At 51.9% G+C, this 15547-nt stretch carries 18 protein-coding genes and 5 tRNA genes; 14 read left to right on the top strand and 9 right to left on the bottom strand.

Going from position 1 to position 15547, the window contains the following annotated elements; genetic code table 11:
* Nucleotides 1–170: 170 nt before the first annotated feature.
* Nucleotides 171–596, top strand: a complete 426-nt coding sequence (locus KHS78_RS00460; protein WP_211824148.1) for an Mpo1 family 2-hydroxy fatty acid dioxygenase — start codon at nucleotides 171–173, stop codon at nucleotides 594–596.
* On the opposite strand, the gene KHS78_RS00455 is transcribed toward KHS78_RS00460, so the two are convergent.
* Together KHS78_RS00455 and KHS78_RS00450 are read right to left on the bottom strand one after the other, a co-directional pair.
* The gene (locus tag KHS78_RS00455) at nucleotides 549–1010 is read right to left on the bottom strand and encodes a VanZ family protein (RefSeq protein WP_484825358.1); all 462 of its coding nucleotides are present in this window, start codon (nucleotides 1008–1010) and stop codon (nucleotides 549–551) included. The two genes, KHS78_RS00460 and KHS78_RS00455, sit on opposite strands and share 48 nt — an antisense overlap.
* A complete protein-coding gene (locus KHS78_RS00450; protein WP_211824144.1) occupies nucleotides 1004–1720 on the bottom strand; it encodes a pseudouridine synthase in 717 nt (238 codons plus the stop codon). Before KHS78_RS00450 ends, KHS78_RS00455 begins: the two co-directional genes overlap by 7 nt.
* A gap of 477 nt (nucleotides 1721–2197) precedes the next feature.
* Between KHS78_RS00450 and KHS78_RS00445 the strand changes: the two genes are divergently transcribed.
* Entirely contained in the window at nucleotides 2198–2887 is a 690-nt protein-coding gene (locus tag KHS78_RS00445; RefSeq protein ID WP_211824142.1) for a DUF3047 domain-containing protein, read from the top strand.
* Nucleotides 2888–3333: 446 nt separating this feature from the next.
* Here KHS78_RS00445 and KHS78_RS00440 read toward each other — a convergent pair whose 3' ends face one another.
* On the bottom strand, nucleotides 3334–4032 hold the full coding sequence (locus KHS78_RS00440) for an SNARE domain-containing protein (RefSeq protein ID WP_211824140.1): 699 nt from the start codon (nucleotides 4030–4032) through the stop codon (nucleotides 3334–3336).
* A gap of 558 nt (nucleotides 4033–4590) precedes the next feature.
* Between KHS78_RS00440 and KHS78_RS00435 the strand changes: the two genes are divergently transcribed.
* The 3 genes from KHS78_RS00435 to KHS78_RS00425 all read left to right on the top strand — a co-directional run bounded on the left by KHS78_RS00435 (nucleotide 4591) and on the right by KHS78_RS00425 (nucleotide 7201).
* Nucleotides 4591–5250 carry a class I SAM-dependent methyltransferase gene (locus KHS78_RS00435; RefSeq protein ID WP_211824138.1) on the top strand — a complete coding sequence of 220 codons (660 nt, stop codon included), beginning with the start codon at nucleotides 4591–4593 and terminating at the stop codon, nucleotides 5248–5250.
* A gap of 213 nt (nucleotides 5251–5463) precedes the next feature.
* Entirely contained in the window at nucleotides 5464–6363 is a 900-nt protein-coding gene (locus KHS78_RS00430) for a DMT family transporter (RefSeq protein WP_211824136.1), read from the top strand.
* Entirely contained in the window at nucleotides 6356–7201 is an 846-nt protein-coding gene (locus tag KHS78_RS00425) for a methylated-DNA--[protein]-cysteine S-methyltransferase (RefSeq protein ID WP_211824134.1), read from the top strand. Before KHS78_RS00430 ends, KHS78_RS00425 begins: the two co-directional genes overlap by 8 nt.
* A gap of 57 nt (nucleotides 7202–7258) precedes the next feature.
* Here KHS78_RS00425 and KHS78_RS00420 read toward each other — a convergent pair whose 3' ends face one another.
* Nucleotides 7259–7663, bottom strand: a complete 405-nt coding sequence (locus KHS78_RS00420) for a hypothetical protein (RefSeq protein ID WP_211824133.1) — start codon at nucleotides 7661–7663, stop codon at nucleotides 7259–7261.
* 293 nt (nucleotides 7664–7956) lie between these two features.
* On the opposite strand from KHS78_RS00420, the gene KHS78_RS00415 reads away from it, so the two are divergent.
* The 3 genes from KHS78_RS00415 (at nucleotide 7957) to KHS78_RS00405 (ending at nucleotide 9962) form a co-directional block, all read left to right on the top strand.
* The gene (locus tag KHS78_RS00415; protein WP_211824131.1) at nucleotides 7957–8991 is read left to right on the top strand and encodes a DUF2157 domain-containing protein; all 1035 of its coding nucleotides are present in this window, start codon (nucleotides 7957–7959) and stop codon (nucleotides 8989–8991) included.
* Nucleotides 8992–9054: 63 nt separating this feature from the next.
* Nucleotides 9055–9450 carry a hypothetical protein gene (locus KHS78_RS00410; protein WP_211824129.1) on the top strand — a complete coding sequence of 132 codons (396 nt, stop codon included), beginning with the start codon at nucleotides 9055–9057 and terminating at the stop codon, nucleotides 9448–9450.
* A 158-nt stretch (nucleotides 9451–9608) separates the two neighbouring features.
* Nucleotides 9609–9962, top strand: coding sequence for a DUF4156 domain-containing protein (locus KHS78_RS00405; RefSeq protein WP_211824127.1), 354 nt, complete (start codon nucleotides 9609–9611; stop codon nucleotides 9960–9962).
* A gap of 6 nt (nucleotides 9963–9968) precedes the next feature.
* Here the strand turns inward: KHS78_RS00405 and KHS78_RS00400 are convergent, their stop codons facing one another.
* Together KHS78_RS00400 and KHS78_RS00395 are read right to left on the bottom strand one after the other, a co-directional pair.
* On the bottom strand, nucleotides 9969–11624 hold the full coding sequence (locus KHS78_RS00400) for an acyl-CoA dehydrogenase family protein (RefSeq protein ID WP_211824125.1): 1656 nt from the start codon (nucleotides 11622–11624) through the stop codon (nucleotides 9969–9971).
* Nucleotides 11625–11662: 38 nt separating this feature from the next.
* Nucleotides 11663–11863 (bottom strand): DUF2788 domain-containing protein, encoded by a 201-nt coding sequence (locus KHS78_RS00395; RefSeq protein WP_211824123.1) that lies wholly within the window; start codon nucleotides 11861–11863, stop codon nucleotides 11663–11665.
* 355 nt (nucleotides 11864–12218) lie between these two features.
* Between KHS78_RS00395 and KHS78_RS00390 the strand changes: the two genes are divergently transcribed.
* Nucleotides 12219–12821 (top strand): hypothetical protein, encoded by a 603-nt coding sequence (locus KHS78_RS00390; protein ID WP_211824121.1) that lies wholly within the window; start codon nucleotides 12219–12221, stop codon nucleotides 12819–12821.
* 38 nt (nucleotides 12822–12859) lie between these two features.
* Here KHS78_RS00390 and KHS78_RS00385 read toward each other — a convergent pair whose 3' ends face one another.
* The 3 genes from KHS78_RS00385 to KHS78_RS00375 form a co-directional block, all read right to left on the bottom strand.
* Entirely contained in the window at nucleotides 12860–13492 is a 633-nt protein-coding gene (locus KHS78_RS00385) for a DUF416 family protein (RefSeq protein WP_211824118.1), read from the bottom strand.
* 75 nt (nucleotides 13493–13567) lie between these two features.
* Nucleotides 13568–14134, bottom strand: coding sequence for an elongation factor P-like protein EfpL (efpL, locus tag KHS78_RS00380; protein WP_211824116.1), 567 nt, complete (start codon nucleotides 14132–14134; stop codon nucleotides 13568–13570).
* Nucleotides 14135–14179: 45 nt separating this feature from the next.
* A complete protein-coding gene (locus tag KHS78_RS00375) occupies nucleotides 14180–14545 on the bottom strand; it encodes a DUF3301 domain-containing protein (protein ID WP_211824114.1) in 366 nt (121 codons plus the stop codon).
* Between the two features lie 141 nt (nucleotides 14546–14686).
* On the opposite strand from KHS78_RS00375, the gene KHS78_RS00370 reads away from it, so the two are divergent.
* From KHS78_RS00370 to KHS78_RS00350, 5 genes are all read left to right on the top strand, one after another.
* Nucleotides 14687–14763: transfer RNA gene (locus KHS78_RS00370), tRNA-Arg, on the top strand.
* A gap of 54 nt (nucleotides 14764–14817) precedes the next feature.
* A tRNA-Arg gene (locus KHS78_RS00365) sits at nucleotides 14818–14894 on the top strand.
* A 49-nt stretch (nucleotides 14895–14943) separates the two neighbouring features.
* Nucleotides 14944–15020, top strand: a tRNA-Arg gene (locus tag KHS78_RS00360).
* 51 nt (nucleotides 15021–15071) lie between these two features.
* A tRNA-Arg gene (locus tag KHS78_RS00355) sits at nucleotides 15072–15148 on the top strand.
* Between the two features lie 45 nt (nucleotides 15149–15193).
* Nucleotides 15194–15270, top strand: a tRNA-Arg gene (locus KHS78_RS00350).
* Nucleotides 15271–15547 lie beyond the last annotated feature (277 nt).

Genomic DNA, 15547 nt, shown 5'->3' with positions numbered 1-15547 from the left:
TAGGGCGGTTAATAGTACTTGGTACCATGGTTCTTCATGTTGACACTGTCCGGTAAACGGCAAACAATGAGCCGTTGATTGTGCGCCCGATGGTGTTTTTTCAGGTGTTCCACCGGGGTAGCCTGTCATTGTCTTGCCTGACAATAACAATGAATACAGGAGAATTGTCCATGAAATCGCTGGAGGAGTGGTTTGTAGAGTACGGTGATAGTCACCGCAACAAAACCAATAAACTGATTCACTGGGTTTGTGTACCGTTGATCACGTTTTGCGTGATCGGGTTACTCTGGGCCCTGCACTGGAGCGTGGCGACCGCATTCATGGTGGGAGCATTGCTGTTTTATGTGCGTCTGTCTATCAAGCTGGCGGTAGCCATGGCTGTCAGTGTGGCGTTGATGTTGCTGGTTATTGTCAACATTGAGCCTGTACTCGTGCCCGTGGCGCTGACTCTGTTTGTCATTGCCTGGATCTTCCAGTTCATCGGGCACCATATTGAAGGCAAGAAGCCGTCCTTTTTCAAGGATCTGCAGTTCCTGTTGATTGGCCCGCTATGGGTGGTAGCGTTCCTGTTCCGCCGTTTCCATATCAGTTATTGATTCTTTGTTGGGTACAGGTGGATTCACCTGTACCTTGTTCTGTTTTTTTCCGTTAGATAATTTTTCTGAAATAAGAGCTTTCATGCGCATTGCGCACGCAAAGGCAGCAATGCCTGTGGTATTGGCCAATAGATCCAGCAGAGAGAAATGACGGTCAGGCGTCAGTGTTTGCAGGCTTTCTACTAATAATCCATACAGCACCAGCAGCAGGCACTTTTTCAGAAAAGTCGGTCGATTGGGCCAGGCTTTATGAAAGAGAGCCATCAGCAGAAAAAAAGCAGCGAAATGTTTTGCTTTGTCCCAAACGCTCAGTATCGGGTCATAGGCATTGGGCATGAGCGAAAGCGCCATGGTGACAATCAGTGCCGTGATAAACGCAATGCGCAGAAGGCTCAATGGGGGGCGGGTCACCATGGCTTTCGTTGCTCCGTCTTGGATTTGGATTTATAGGGGCGTTTTTTCCCGGGTGGGGCGTTTCGTTTGCCCGATGCGCGATAAGTTTTCGTCTTTTCTTTATGGCTGAATGGCCCTGACGGGCGCGCCTGGGGCTGGCAGGGTATTGCCGGTGGCGTGGTCTCGCAATATTCCCCGGGTGCCAGTCCGTTGAGTGTCCAGGGGCCAATCCGGTAACGCACCAGGCGCAGGGTGGGGTGGCCGATGGCTGCGGTCATGCGCCTTACCTGGCGATTGCGGCCTTCCCGAATCGTGATTTCAAGCCAGCAGTCGGGGATTGATTTGCGGTAACGTACTGGCGGGTTGCGAGGCCAGAGATCCGGCTCTGGTATTTGGCGAACCTCTGCAGGTTTTGTCATACCATCTTTGAGCATGACCCCTTTGCGCAGTTGTGCCAGTTTGTCGTTTGAGGGAATGCCTTCGACCTGTACCCAGTACGTTTTGGGTTGTTTGAAGCGGGGGCCGGCAATATAGCTTTGCAGCTGACCATCACTGGTAAGCAGCAGCAGTCCTTCACTGTCCCGATCCAGTCGGCCGGCGGCATAGACACCTTTGATCGGCACGTAATCGGCCAGCGTGGCACGTCCTTCCGTATCCGTAAACTGAGTCAATACCATATAAGGTTTATTAAACAACAGTGTTGTGTGTTGAGCGGGTGTGTGGTCTTGCATGGTATCTTTGACGCCAGACGATGGCGAGGTAATGGCCTGTAAACGCCATACTCTATGTGCTATTGCGCTGGAAAGGAAGTTGAGCCTGCGCCCGGAGATGGTGTTACTGTCGTTATGGTCTTGAGGTGTTCCATGATGGTGCCACCATATAAAAGATAATGGCTATGGTTGGTAGATTTGCGGTTAACGTTAGCGCTGTTCAGTGAGTCACGTTCGATGATGATCACTTCTTCACAAAAATCACTGATGGCCGGGCTGCGCAGAGTTCCACGATGCGGCCGCTGATCACGATAGCGCGGTGTCCATGCGCAAGTTGTGTAGCGTGTTGATCAGTCATTGTCGGTATCTGTTGTGCTTCATTGTGAACTGGCTTGGAAAGTTGACGCAGCGTAATCAGATTTCTTGCTGGTCAACTTGCCACTGTTGAACAGGCTGTGGTCAGATGGAAAGTGTCACTGAAAATAGCCGGTACAGACCATGGCGCGAAAAATAACGGAAGGCTTGCTGTTATGTTGTCTTGCAGTGGGTGTTGCGAAGGCTGACAAACCGTTGCTGGATATCACACGTTTGAATGACTGGGAATCTCACCATTTTAAGGGGGAGACTGACTATTCACCGGCTATGGATAAAATCTACGGACGTGTTTTGAAAGCAACCAGCCATGGCAGTGCGTCCGGCTATTATCACCGGCGTACGGTTCATCTGGATGAGACACCGGTGCTTCAATGGGCCTGGAAGGTGGACCGTTTTCCCGACATTAGCGATGGCACAGCCCGTGATAAAGGTCAGGACTTTGCTGCCAGGGTCTATATCGGGCGAATGTCAATGCTGGGGGTGTGGGGGGCGAAGTGTATCGTCTATGTCTGGTCTGACCAGCACCGAACAGGGGATGAGTGGAAAAGTCCCTTCAGTGATCAAATTCATGTGATTGCCGTCAATGGTCGTGGACATGGCGCGGGCCAGTGGCGACAGGTTCAGCGCAATGTGGTGGAAGACTGGATGCGGGTGTTTGGTGAGTCTATCGACAGTGTTGACCTGGTTGCCATCATGACGGATTCCGATAATTCTGGCAGCCTGGCTCAGGCTTGGTACGCCGATTTACGGCTTGCGCCGTTACAGGATGGACGCATCGCAGCCTTGCAGGATCCGATAACGGTTGAACGTTAGCGTTTTGTCAGTATCCGAAAAGTGTCGCGTAAATCTACGAATAGGTTTTAATCGGTTGGGTCTGGATAATCTGTACCCAGATAAGCTGCTCCGTAACACTTATCTCTTGTCATGTTCGTTTTTATTTAATCCCCGGTGGCATCATGTCATCGGGGATTTTTTTTGCCATGACTAACCACCATGAAAAAGGTGGTTAGTCATGGCGGGTATTATGTTGGATACTGCCAATTCTCCCTTCTCCCTTCTCCCTTCTCCCTTCTCCCTTCTCCCTTCTCCCTTCTCCCTTCTCCCTTCCCCCTTCCCCGATGTCATAATAGTGACTGGTGGCATGTTTTAGTCTGTTCGTTATGACGGTCTCTTGTTCAGCGGCACAGGTCTGACTGGGATAGAAAGATGTATATTCACGCCTATCTTCGCAGTCAATAAGCGGCAATACCGCTCGAGCTTTATGGGGTGTCAGGTGCCTTTGGTGTATCTTCAGTTTGATTGGGTTCATCGGCAGCTTTTGATTTAAATGATTCGAAGATCCGTCGCAGCGTACTACTATCAAAGATCTCATCTTTGATAGTTATGCATTCAACAACGATAGCGATAACTGGACCAGCCACAAGCCCACCTGTGGCACCCAGCATACCGGCGCCAAAAGCTGCTATTCCCGCACAGACGTAATGCACATTTTTTTCGGTCAGCGCCTTGTAAGTCTGATTCGCCGTGAATGCTGCAAGGCCCCCACTGCATATAATGGATACTCCAAGGACTATGACAGGCGTAGCAATAATAAGGGTTGTAACCTTTAGTGCTTTGATTGCGAAGCTGTGAATACAACGATGCCCTTCATCTGGTCGTTGAGGGGGGCTCTCCCTTTGTTTTGTTGCATCCTCTGGATCGTCGGCTCTATTATCTGAATCAGCCTCTCTGGCTTGATTTGTATTCAGCACCTTACCGACATCGACATGCATTATACCGGGAAGTTTTTCAACTTGAGATTGGAGCTGCTGCAATATCGGGGTTGTAGAAGATGCCTCTGTAGTTTCTCGGTGGGAGAACCCGCGACTGCTTCCTTGTCGAGGGGAGGGAGGGGGGGCATTGTCACTATGAGGTGATGGGTTTGATCCTTTCCAATCAGGCGATTTTGCACCTTCCATGCTGAATCTCCTCTAAATTACCGTATGTAAATGCTAAAAGTGTTCGTTGCCATGCGTTAAATTTTCTAAAAGTTAGTAACTAATCAAATGGCAAGTGGTCAAGCCTAGTGTGATGTAGGCGGCATGCTATAACTATGAAGTTACTTTTATACCGATACTAAATGACTAGTTATATAGACATTCCTGTATATGGAAAAGTTCCTTTTTATCGCGCTAAATGTGACAGTTATTCTGTTTGCTTTGTTAGGCGAATGTTGAGGCTAAGTATTGTTCTATAACAAAAAGTCTCACAGAGGCGGCGCTAAAATCGCGAAAGCTAGTTTTGCTATGTGAATTTCATTGAATTCTTAGCGTTTATGGCGTGGTCTGAACCAATAGCGGTCTTTTATGTCTTCTAATTAAAGTAAGTAGATTGGCCAAGTCTATTAATGTTTGTTATGTGGTTTGTCAAATACTGTAATAAGCTACTAGTTGTTAAATGGGGGCGCTTTTCACCTTATGATCGACTATATCGTCGTAAATCGACAATCAATTCTTTGAATAATGAGAGGGTGAACCATGCATGCCAGTGAACAGGAGGTAGAGGCTGGTCAAGCCGTTTATACCCGGAGAATGCTCCTGATATATGATATTCGGGTTCTTCTGTTGTCCAACCGGCTTGTCTGGAAATGCCCATCACCCAAGCTGGTAGCCCATTACAACCAGCATCTATCCAATAACCACCTTGATGTGGGCGTGGGCTCTGGTTACTTTCTGGATCGCTGCCGTTTTCCTGCCCCGTCACCCCGGCTGGCCTTGATGGATATGAACCCTAATTCTTTAGCTTTTACCGCCAAACGGGTGGCGCGCTATTCGCCTGAGGTGTATCAGCAAAATGTTCTTGAACCCGTTCACCGTGAGATAGCACCGTTTGACTCTGTGGCGCTCAATTACCTGTTGCATTGCTTACCTGGCACTATCGCTGAGAAGGCGGCCGTGTTTGATTACCTTCAGGCTGTTACGAAGCCGGGAGCAACAGTCTTTGGTTCAACCATCCTGAACGACAAAGGCGTGCCTAACTGGGCTGCTGTCAAATTGATGCGACATTACAACCGTCATGGCATTTTTTCTAATCTGACCGATACGTTGGAAGAATTAAAGCGGGCTCTGGAAAAACGTTTCAAGAATGTTGCCATTCAAACACAAGGCTGTGTTGCACTGTTTTCAGGCATGGTATGAGGGAGTGATGGGTGGATTGGGGCTGGAGCCTTAATCTGCGGCAGGTTTTATCCGTGCTTGATAGTACTGGTCTTTTTAACCGGTGTGCACATTATCCGGAATTCCATTTTGCGCACTGTCATGCGAGAGTGAAGGGAGCGCAAGAAACGGGTGGTTGACGGATGTATAGGTGTTTATCGTCGAGCCATACCCGTCATCACAGGGAAGCGGATTATGCGTTGGGCGAGTGCGTTATGTCTGGTGTCTTTGGCCGCGATTTGGGGAAGTTCCTTTATTTTCATTCGTATAGGCGTACCGGTGCTGGGACCGGCCTTGCTAATGGAAGTTCGGGTTGCTCTGGCGGCAGTGTTTCTGCTGATGACAGCCGGCGTACTGAAAAAATCGCTACCCCCCATCCAGAATTGGCGTCATTTCCTGATTCTTGGTTTCGTGAATTCAGCGTTACCTTTTCTCCTGTTTGCCTATGCTGTGCAGACGCTGACCGCATCACTACTGTCGGTTATTAATGCCACGGCGCCACTTTGGGGCGCGTTGATCGGGGCGTTATGGTATAGGAAGCCATTGATGCCGCGCCAAATGACAGGGCTGTTTCTGGGGATTGCGGGTGTCAGTGTGCTTGTCGGATTTGATAGTGCAGCTAAGTTAGAAGGGGCTTCATTAGCCTTGGTGGCCGGTTTTGGGGCTGCCTGCCTGTATGGTGTGGCCAGTGTTTATGCGCAATCAGTGGCTCATATCAAGCCATTTGATAATGCCCATGGCAGTATGTGGGCAGCGACATTGCTACTGTTGCCCTTGGTGCCATTCTCATCGGTCGATACTGCACCAGATGTCCCGATTCTTCTGGCGGTGCTGATGCTGGGTGTGCTTTGTACCGGCTTTGCCTATCTCCTCTATTTTCGTCTGGTTGCCGATGTGGGTGCGTCAGCGGCATTGTCGGTGACGTTTCTGATTCCAGTGTTTGGTATATTCTGGGGCTATCTCTTTCTGGGGGAACTTGTGGGCTGGCATACCGTGTTGGGTACACTACTGGTTCTCCTCGGAACTGCACTGGTTACAGGTTTTCTGCCGCGGATCAGGCAGGTTAGATTTTCTAAGGCGGTTGATTATGAATGACTGTGCGCTGGATTCGGCACAACAATATCAGGCTATTGCTCAGGCGATTCACTATATACGTGCCAATGCAAGGTGTCAGCCAACACTGAAAGAGATCGCGGAAGTGATGGGTTTTAGTGAATATCATCTGCAACGGGTGTTTACCGCCTGGGCTGGTGTATCACCCAAACGATTTTTGCAATACGTCACCAAGTCGCATGCACTTGAGGCGCTCAGGGCGTCACAGGATGTGTTGGGTGTCTCCCTGGATGCCGGGTTGTCGGGCCCCGGGCGACTCCATGATCTGATGGTGAGTTGTGAGGCTATGTCACCTGGTGAAATCAAAGCATTGGGACGGGGGCTGGTGATTGGTTTTGGTCTGGCGCAGACCCCTTTTGGGCTGGCGCTCCTAGGTTGGACGCCGCGGGGGATTTGCCATCTGGTTTTCTGTGACAGTGATGAGGCTGTGCAGGTCGAATCATTGAAGAGCCGTTGGCCTGAATCTACGCTGCAGCGGGATGATCAGGCGGCCTCTCTGTTGTCTGGCCAGATTTTTGCCAAGGAACTTGAGCGTGGCAAGTTGCATCTGGTGATTCGTGGCACCAATTTTCAGATCAAGGTCTGGGAGGCGCTGTTGACGGTACCATCATCCCAGGTGGTTTCTTACCGGCAACTGGCGGAATTGGCCGGTGTGCCCAGTGCCCAGCGGGCAGTCGGGAGCGCGCTGGCAGCCAATACGGTGGGTTATTTGATCCCCTGTCATCGTGTTATCAGGAGTGATGGTGAGTTGGGCAGCTTTCGCTGGGGTGTGGCTCGCAAGCAGGCGATACAGGCCTGGGAGGCCTGTTTAGATGAGTGAATCAGCGAATCTGTTGGGAAGAGCAAGTGTTTTAGTATGTGCTGATGGTGATTGTCATCAAGCGATATGGGAGCGTGGATTTTTGCTGCGCAGATGATTAATAAGTTCACTAGTTGAAATGTCTGCTGTTGAAAGGGTTCGGCAAAGTTGCTTTATTCCCTGTTGGTCATACTCCAGCCTTTTGATTTTTTTTAGCAGCCTTTGTGTGAAGTTGTGTTTTAGATATTCCAGTGCGTGGGCATTGATTTCCTGATAGCGCCTGGTGTTTCGGTAATCTACGGTCAGATAGCCTGCTGCAATAATCATTATCAAACCAGACAGTGCAGATAACCGAGGGTCGTTTTCTTGGATTGCACCGTAAAGAATATAACCGAGAAAAGCGGAGAGAAGGGCATAGAGGGTTGTTTCTGTACCAGCGCTGTATGCACCCTGTCTGCTTTGCAGATAGCGATAGGCAACCATACAGGTCTCATTATTGTCTATTGCCTCAATGGTTCTGTTATATATGTGGGCAGCTCGGTACTGACAGTCAGATGAGCATAAGAGCAGTTTTTGAGGGCTGACCTTTGTATGGCCAGAGGATTCTGGGAGATTCCCCCTATGGGAACCTCGAATTATCCGTTCTGGTGAGACCTCCATTGGTATACCTTCCATGGTCAGGTTTTTGTGTCGACAGAGCACTATGCTCGAACTTGCTCTTTTGACCGTAAAGGAATAGAAATGTTCAGAATGTCGACTTCACATCTGTATCCACTATGAAACTAACGCGGCAGCAGCTCGAACAGGCGGTGTCACGGCAGGTTATCAGCCGCCAGCAAGCGGATGACCTGATCGCATTTCTGAAGCAGCAGCCTGTCACTGGGCCGGTATTTGATTTCACGCACCTTCTTTATTACTTGGGTGGAATGATTGCCATTGGTGCTATGTCGTTATTCATGAACCTGGGCTGGGAGGCGTTTGGTGGTTGGGGGATTGTCGGGATTTCACTTGCCTATGCTCTGGCGGGATTTACGCTGATGGGTATTTTTCAGCAGAAAGGGCATGGGATTCCAGCAGGTATCTGTGCTGTCTTTGTCGTGGTTCTTGTGCCTCTTTCGATTTACGGTCTGCAGTTGGCGCTGGGGTATTGGCCTGAAGGGAAAATCTACCTGCAATATCATGGTGATCTCCACTGGCATTGGTTGTCCATGGAGATGGGTGCGTTGACTGCGGGAACGGTGATGCTATGGCGTTACCGCTACCCTTTCCTGGTCATGCCTCTGGCGGTAACGCTCTGGCTATTGCTCATGGATGTCATGGCCATGTTGGCTGGTGATCGGTTTGATGGCGAGATGAGTGCGCTAGTGTCGATGTGGGGTGGGCTCGCTATGGTGCTGGTGGCGCTTTGGGTCGATATGCGGATTAGACAGACCGCTGACTATGCGTTCTGGCTGTATCTTTTCGGGATCATGGCATTCTGGGTTGGCATGACCCTGCAGGATTCGAACAGTGAGATTGGCAAATTCCTCTATTGTTGTATCAATCTGGTGCTAATGGTGGTTGGTGTCACGCTGATCAGGCGGGTTTTTGTGGTATTTGGTGCCTTGGGGGTGAGTCTTTACCTCGGGCATCTGGCTTTTTCAGTGTTCAGGGACAGTTGGTTTTTCCCTGTTGCATTGACTGCGATTGGTCTGCTGGTTATCTCTCTCGGCATTTTCTGGCAGAAGTACGAACAGGTAGCCAGTGTGAAGCTGAGGGCAAAATTGCCCACACCGTTGAAAGAGCTGCTAGAGTCAAAGTTAACAACGTAAATGTGTGTGAGTGCGGCTGTATTTTGGGAAAGCAGTCGCTTTTGATAAGGTACAAAAGGACTTATGAAAAGACTGATTCTATCGATTTTATTGATTGGCTCAGGGGTCTTGGTCATCAGTTTCTTTGCAACGCTTACCGGAGACCGTGATTTCCTGGCGTTGTTTCTCAATATTCCGCTCATCCTTGCGGCGCCAATACACTTGCTGATCAGTCATGGGGGTGACCTGCCTGTTTATGGATTGTGGTTAGTTGTAGGTCTGCTAATGATCGCCTTGTGCTGTTTATGGCTAGGGCATTGGTTTTATCGGACAAAATGGGGGAAGGGGCTTCTGTATCTCGGTGGATTGATATGGGGAGCAACGGTTTATGTTGGACTGTATTTTTACGTCGAACTAGAGACGCAGCAAGGTACGGCCAGTGCGTGGGTTCCTGTTATTTTTAAGATGATTGCCGTATAAAAAAGTGATGGTACATCATTGTCTTTCATTCCAAGCAAGCTACACATACACTACCGTGAAATTGTAAATGCTGTGTAAGGGAATGGTTTTCTAGGGAAAACCGGTTTTCTTCATGGCTGTCTGCTCTATCGGAATACCGTACGGAACCCTTAATTATCATGTTGAAACACGTTGTTGTTGGTCTGTGTTCTTTCCTGCTTGTTGCCTGTTCTGCCAACACTCTGAAACCAGAAGCCTATCGGATTGAGCTGGTTGATACCAAGCCAGAGGGTTGCACCTATCTGGGAGAAGTCTATGGCAGCCAGGGAAACTGGTTTACCGGGGATTTCACCTCCAATAAGAACCTGATGGCGGGAGCCCGCAATGAGTTGCGGAATGAGGCGGCCCGGTTTGGCGGCGATGTTGTGCAGGTTCAGGATGTCAGCCACACCCGTGGGTCGGACTCCTTGGGTACCACGGCGACCACAATCGTCGGCAAGGTCTACCGCTGTGGCCGCCATGAACGGTATTGAACCGGCCTAGAGAGGGCGAGCCCGTTTAATCAGATGGGGGCAGGGAATACCGTTAGGGAGAGTACCATAAGCCAGTCCTTCGGGTTGCAGTCTGGCGCGCAGGAAGGCAACTGCCACCAGGGCATTGCCCGCCTGCAGCAGTAAACTGGCCTGGAGACAGATGGCCAGTTTCTCGATCAGCCGTCGGGCCTCGTAGTGGAAGTCGCTGGTGTTGGTCATGGCGTTTTTCAGCGTGGCGACACACTGATCCAGTTGAGCATCATCGCCAGCGGTTTTTTCCAGTTCGGCAAAGACCGCGCCCAGTGAGCCGGGCTGACGCTGCATGGTCCGCAGGATATCCAGGCACTGGACGTTACCACTGCCCTCCCAGATCGAATTCACCGGCGCTTCCCGGTAAAGGCGTGGCAGGATCGATTCTTCCACGTATCCGGTGCCGCCAAGACACTCCTGCGCTTCATTAATATGGCCCGGGGCTCGTTTGCAGACCCAGTATTTGCCGATAGCCGTGGCAATTCGGCAAAACAGCTGTTCCTGTTGATCATCCGGGTGATCCAGGCTTCTTGCGATTCGGAGGCTGAATGCCAGGGCGGCTTCACTTTCCAGCGCCAGATCGGCCAGCACATTCTGCATCAGCGGATGATCTGTTAACACTTTACCGCTGACCTGACGGTGGCTGCAGTGATGGACAGCCTGAGCGACCGCCTGTCGCATCAATGCGGCGGAACCGGTGATGCAGTCAAAACGGGTCAGCGCCACCATATCGATGATGGTGGCGACTCCCCGACCCTCCTCGCCAATCAGCCAGGCATGTGCCTCACGGAATTCCACTTCGCTGGACGCATTGGAACGATTCCCCAGCTTGTCTTTCAGGCGTTGAATATGCATGCCGTTACGCTGGCCATCCTCACGCCAGCGTGGCAGCAGAAAGCAGGAAAGTCCTTTATCGGTCTGGGCCAGGACAAGGAACGCATCACACATGGGAGCCGAGCAGAACCACTTGTGGCCGGTCAATGTATACAGCCGACCGGGACCGCTCTGGCCAAGCGGGCGGGCACGGGTGGTGTTGGCCCTTACGTCCGTGCCGCCCTGTTTCTCTGTCATGGCCATGCCGATGGTGACACCGGGTTTCTCGAACCAGGGTTTATTGCCTGAGTCATAGTGGCGTGCCGTGATCAGTGGCAGCCAGTGGGCTGCAATATCCGGCTGATGACGGATGGCCGGTACCGCGGCAAACGTCATGGTTAATGGGCAGCAGCTGCCGGCTTCCATCTGGTTGTGGAGATACATCATGGCTGCCCGGGTGACATGGGCGCCCGGCTGTGGCTTTTGCCACGGGGATGAGGGCAGCCCGTGTTCAATGGCCGTTCGCATCAACTGGTGGTAGGCAGGGTGAAAATCGACCTGATCTATTCGATGTCCAAAACGGTCATGGGTGTGCAGTTGTGGCAGGTTTTCGTTGACAAGGAATCCGGCTGAAAACAACGCATGGCCGGACAGGTGTCCATAGTCGTTTAATTGGGTTTCAGCCCATTGTACGGGAGCCTGTTGCAGTGCTTCACGTAACGCCGTGTCGGTCGTGAACAGGTTGTAGGGTTCGAGTGATGGGGGTTGGTTGAATACCGTGTGGGTTTCAGTGGCATTGCAGGGGTTGTTCATGATCATGCTCCCTGTTCAGCTATCGGGTTGTTGTTATTGTTTTGTTATAGCCCGAGGTTCATGGCAACCAGCTTCTTGATGACAAAGCCCAATACGCCCAGCCCCAGAACGCCAAAAAGCACCAGGGTGCCGAACTTGCCGGCATTGGAGTGCTTGGCCAGGTCCCAGACAATAAACGCCATGAACAGGATAAGCCCGGGAACCAGCAGGGTTAGCATCAGGTCATCAAAGGCGGCTATATCCATGGTGGGTTCCGAATGAAGAGTTGTGGCTGGATTATATCGGCTGGTCGCGGTATTGAAAGTCAGGCTGCCGTCATAAATCTGTCACAGAGGGGCAGGGGGGAGGGTGACCGTTTTTGTCAGACCAGGCTCTCTGCTTTCAACAGGCCGGTGGCTGGGAACAGGTTGGGTGCGTGATTTGTACATTAAACAGGCGGTTTCAGGCTATTTTTGTGACGGATTTAACGTTTTGTGTCGTGCCAGGTGTGATCGGAAGAAAAGCAGTCCCAGTGGCATGGTCTGTGCGATAAGGGACGACAGAGAATAATAACGCTATCAACATGTGCAATGTTGCATCTTGCTACCGTGGGGAGGGGGCATGAGTCAGTCTGTCGAGGCCGTTGCAGATGCCAGCTGGCGGGACCTGCTGGAGCAGGATGAGCTGGATTGGGAGCTGGGGAGTATTGACGACCGCGCTGCTGCGCTCCATTTTCTTGCTCGCTTTGAAGGCTGCTTCTGCCTGTATTCCCGTGCAGACCAGCAGCTTTATACCCAGTACCGGTTTGTGATTCCCGAGAATGATGAACAGCCCGTCATGGTTTTACTGCCGGACGACGGTTCAGACGACAGTGTTCGGGATTTGCCACTGGATGCAGTCGTGGATACAGGCATTACGGTGTTTCCCGGTGAGTGTGTCGGAGCTTCAGGCCTTTACCTGAAAATTCCTGCCAGAAACCGGTTGGTAGGGTCACGGGAAGTGCCTTTCCAGGTAGGCTTGAAGAAGCTGGTCAACCGTTACCTGACTCTTGGTCATGACTTTTTACCCGTACTCGTTCGGGAAGAGCTGGATGATTTTGAGCAGGGCATGCCTGCGTTGACGCTCCATACGCTGGATGTTTCTCAGCTGTCTGAAGTACCTGCCATTGATGTAGTGCAGATTCGCGAGGTGATAGTGAAAAATCTGGTCAGACTGTACCGGTGACCCCGTTATACCCGGGAAGGTATAACGGGGGTGTAATGTTAGCCGTCCAGGCTGATGCCCAGGTGGCTGGTGTTGTCGTTGGACGCCAGGGCTTTTAAGGTTTTCTTCAGTTCGGGTTTTTGTGCTGGAGCCTGTTCCAGGCAATCAATCACATCACTGATGAACGCCTGTTGCGCTTCAAACAGTTCGTGCTCTTCAATGTACTGGGCCAGCTCCGTACCGCTCAGCTCCTCGGCCTCGCGAAAGCGGATGAACCGACCGATCGTGGCCAGGGTCAGCGCGCCGGTACTGGCGGCTTCTTCCAGCGAGGGTTCCATGGCGCACTGAACCGCCGTCGTGATGGCAACAATGGCGTCCAGCGCCGGATAGACGCCATACATATCATACTGATCGACATCCGGTGTCTGCTCGTCGAGCCTTTCAAGCAGCCGCTCGAAGTTCTTGGCTGACTGATGGCCTGCCACAAAATCCCAGAGCATATTGAGGCAATGGCGGACTTCATCCGGCTCACCAAATTCCGCGATATCGGCAAACAGGGCAAAGTTAGGCCAGCCCCGTTCCGCCATGGCAATGGCGAAGGCCGCCTGCTGCCAGGGTTTCAAGGTTTTCAGGCGGTGGCTCAGTTGACGGGCGTTGGCCCGGCTGTCGAGTAGGATTGCTTGTGTGTTCACGGTCATCAACCTGTGCTTGCCATCGGACCGGCGGTGCTGCCGGTCATTCCTTTCTGCATTTGTGCTTTGAGTGAATCAAGCCCGGGACATGAATTTGCCGGTCTCGGTGTTGATCTTGATGTTTTCACCCTGCTCCAGGTATTCCGGCACTTGGACTTCCAGGCCGGTGGCCATGCGGGCTGGCTTGGTGCGGGCGGCCGCGGTGGAGCCCTTGATGGCCGGGCTGGTCTCGACCACTTCCATGATTACGGACTGTGGCAGCTCCAGTGCTAGAAGGCTGTCGTCTACCAGCAGGGCGGTGATGCCTTCCATACCGTCCTGGATATAGGGCAGCTGGTCTTCCAGCGCAGAGGCTTCCAGGGTGTACTGGCTGTAATCTTCCTGATCCATGAAGGTATAGAGGTCGCCTTCCTTATAGAGGAAGGAAACCGGCTTACGCATCATGTTGACATCCGTCAGCATATCGTTGCTGGTAAAGGTGTCGTCATACTTGCGGCCACCGGGCACCTGGTTGAAGCGCACCTTGTAAAGCGTCTGGGCGCCGCGGGAGGACGGGCTCTTCGACTCGATATTCTTGACCATGTAATAGTGGCCGTTGATTTCAACAATCTGGCCTTTCTTGAGTTCGTTTGCGTTGGGCATTGTCAGTAATCCCTGTGATAAAGCGTGTGGTGCGGCCTGACGGTATCAATGCTCTTGCTGTTCGGGTTGCAGGAAAAGCTGGTGTGGCGCTGCATGGCCATCTTTTGCCTCACCCGGCAGGTCGAGGTGTAGATCCTGCACCTGCCGCCGGACAATGCAGATGAAACCGGCATAACGCTGTTCCCCGGTGGTGGTGAACTCAAACCGGTATTCCCGGCGCAATACCCGTGGCCCGCCGTTGATTCGTATCAGGTGGCTGCGTGTTCGCTCGACCGTCTGGTCGAGTAACTGCAGACCGAGTTCCCGGCAGCTCCTGCGGCATTGGCGCAGGGCGATCTCGCGGGCTATGGCCGTGTCTTGCCAGTACCAGATGCCGGCAATCAGCAACAACAGTGCTATCAGTTCGCTCATGGCGCGTATTGTATGAGAAAGCCGTGCCTGTTGCGACGGATTGATCCGGTATAAGAGAGGCATAAAAAAGACGGCGGTTCGGTTTCCCGCATATTGACTCAAACACCGCGTATCTCTATAGTTCGCATCCCGTAAGGCAACGCGCTCGTAGCTCAGCTGGATAGAGTACCTGGCTACGAACCAGGCGGTCGGAGGTTCGAATCCTCCCGAGCGCGCCATACTTACTCAGGCAATATCGCAAGATATTGGCTGGCAAGTCTGCAGTATAATGTGCGTCCGTAGCTCAGCTGGATAGAGTACCTGGCTACGAACCAGGCGGTCGGAGGTTCGAATCCTCCCGGACGCGCCATTTCCTGACAGTCTTTTGGGTGATATTAATCATCCTGATCCGTTTTTGCGCGCTCGTAGCTCAGCTGGATAGAGTACCTGGCTACGAACCAGGCGGTCGGAGGTTCGAATCCTCCCGAGCGCGCCAGTTCATTAAAGCATTGCATCTTGCAGTGTGTGATGAAATTGCAGTTCATGTGCGTCCGTAGCTCAGCTGGATAGAGTACCTGGCTACGAACCAGGCGGTCGGAGGTTCGAATCCTCCCGGACGCGCCATATTCTGCAAGTCAATCTGACAATGCCGATTGTCACATCTTTTGCGCGCTCGTAGCTCAGCTGGATAGAGTACCTGGCTACGAACCAGGCGGTCGGAGGTTCGAATCCTCCCGAGCGCGCCATCTTCGTTTAAATTCCTTTATTCATTGCATTGAAAAACTACAGAACGTGTGGTTTGTAGTCTTTTGTATCTGTTTCGATGCGGCAGTCAGCTATGCGTAAGACTCCGTAAAGCCGGTGGTCAGTCGTCGGGCACCGCGTTATTCTGAGCCTGTCATCGGTTGCTTCTCCAGTGCCTGTCACGGGATGACAGGTTGCACCGGTGGTGTGGCTCAAACCCCATATCTATGGCCGCCTTGTGCGGCCTTTTTTTTGTCTTGAATGCCGTCATTTAGTTCA

It is taken from the genome of Kistimonas asteriae, assembly GCF_018263925.1.
GTDB lineage: Bacteria > Pseudomonadota > Gammaproteobacteria > Pseudomonadales > Endozoicomonadaceae > Kistimonas > Kistimonas asteriae.
The sequence above is the reverse complement of the archived record's forward strand: the minus strand, read 5'-3'. Positions and strand labels throughout refer to the sequence as shown.

Coding starts and splice junctions, on each gene's coding strand:
- KHS78_RS00460 (WP_211824148.1), top strand. CDS start 171: ATGAAATCGCTGGAGGAGTGGTTTGTAGAGTACGGTGATAGTCACCGC.
- KHS78_RS00455 (WP_484825358.1), bottom strand. CDS start 1,010: ATGGTGACCCGCCCCCCATTGAGCCTTCTGCGCATTGCGTTTATCACG.
- KHS78_RS00450 (WP_211824144.1), bottom strand. CDS start 1,720: ATGCAAGACCACACACCCGCTCAACACACAACACTGTTGTTTAATAAA.
- KHS78_RS00445 (WP_211824142.1), top strand. CDS start 2,198: ATGGCGCGAAAAATAACGGAAGGCTTGCTGTTATGTTGTCTTGCAGTG.
- KHS78_RS00440 (WP_211824140.1), bottom strand. CDS start 4,032: ATGGAAGGTGCAAAATCGCCTGATTGGAAAGGATCAAACCCATCACCT.
- KHS78_RS00435 (WP_211824138.1), top strand. CDS start 4,591: ATGCATGCCAGTGAACAGGAGGTAGAGGCTGGTCAAGCCGTTTATACC.
- KHS78_RS00430 (WP_211824136.1), top strand. CDS start 5,464: ATGCGTTGGGCGAGTGCGTTATGTCTGGTGTCTTTGGCCGCGATTTGG.
- KHS78_RS00425 (WP_211824134.1), top strand. CDS start 6,356: ATGAATGACTGTGCGCTGGATTCGGCACAACAATATCAGGCTATTGCT.
- KHS78_RS00420 (WP_211824133.1), bottom strand. CDS start 7,663: ATGGTTGCCTATCGCTATCTGCAAAGCAGACAGGGTGCATACAGCGCT.
- KHS78_RS00415 (WP_211824131.1), top strand. CDS start 7,957: ATGAAACTAACGCGGCAGCAGCTCGAACAGGCGGTGTCACGGCAGGTT.
- KHS78_RS00410 (WP_211824129.1), top strand. CDS start 9,055: ATGAAAAGACTGATTCTATCGATTTTATTGATTGGCTCAGGGGTCTTG.
- KHS78_RS00405 (WP_211824127.1), top strand. CDS start 9,609: ATGTTGAAACACGTTGTTGTTGGTCTGTGTTCTTTCCTGCTTGTTGCC.
- KHS78_RS00400 (WP_211824125.1), bottom strand. CDS start 11,624: ATGATCATGAACAACCCCTGCAATGCCACTGAAACCCACACGGTATTC.
- KHS78_RS00395 (WP_211824123.1), bottom strand. CDS start 11,863: ATGGATATAGCCGCCTTTGATGACCTGATGCTAACCCTGCTGGTTCCC.
- KHS78_RS00390 (WP_211824121.1), top strand. CDS start 12,219: ATGAGTCAGTCTGTCGAGGCCGTTGCAGATGCCAGCTGGCGGGACCTG.
- efpL (WP_211824116.1), bottom strand. CDS start 14,134: ATGCCCAACGCAAACGAACTCAAGAAAGGCCAGATTGTTGAAATCAAC.
- KHS78_RS00375 (WP_211824114.1), bottom strand. CDS start 14,545: ATGAGCGAACTGATAGCACTGTTGTTGCTGATTGCCGGCATCTGGTAC.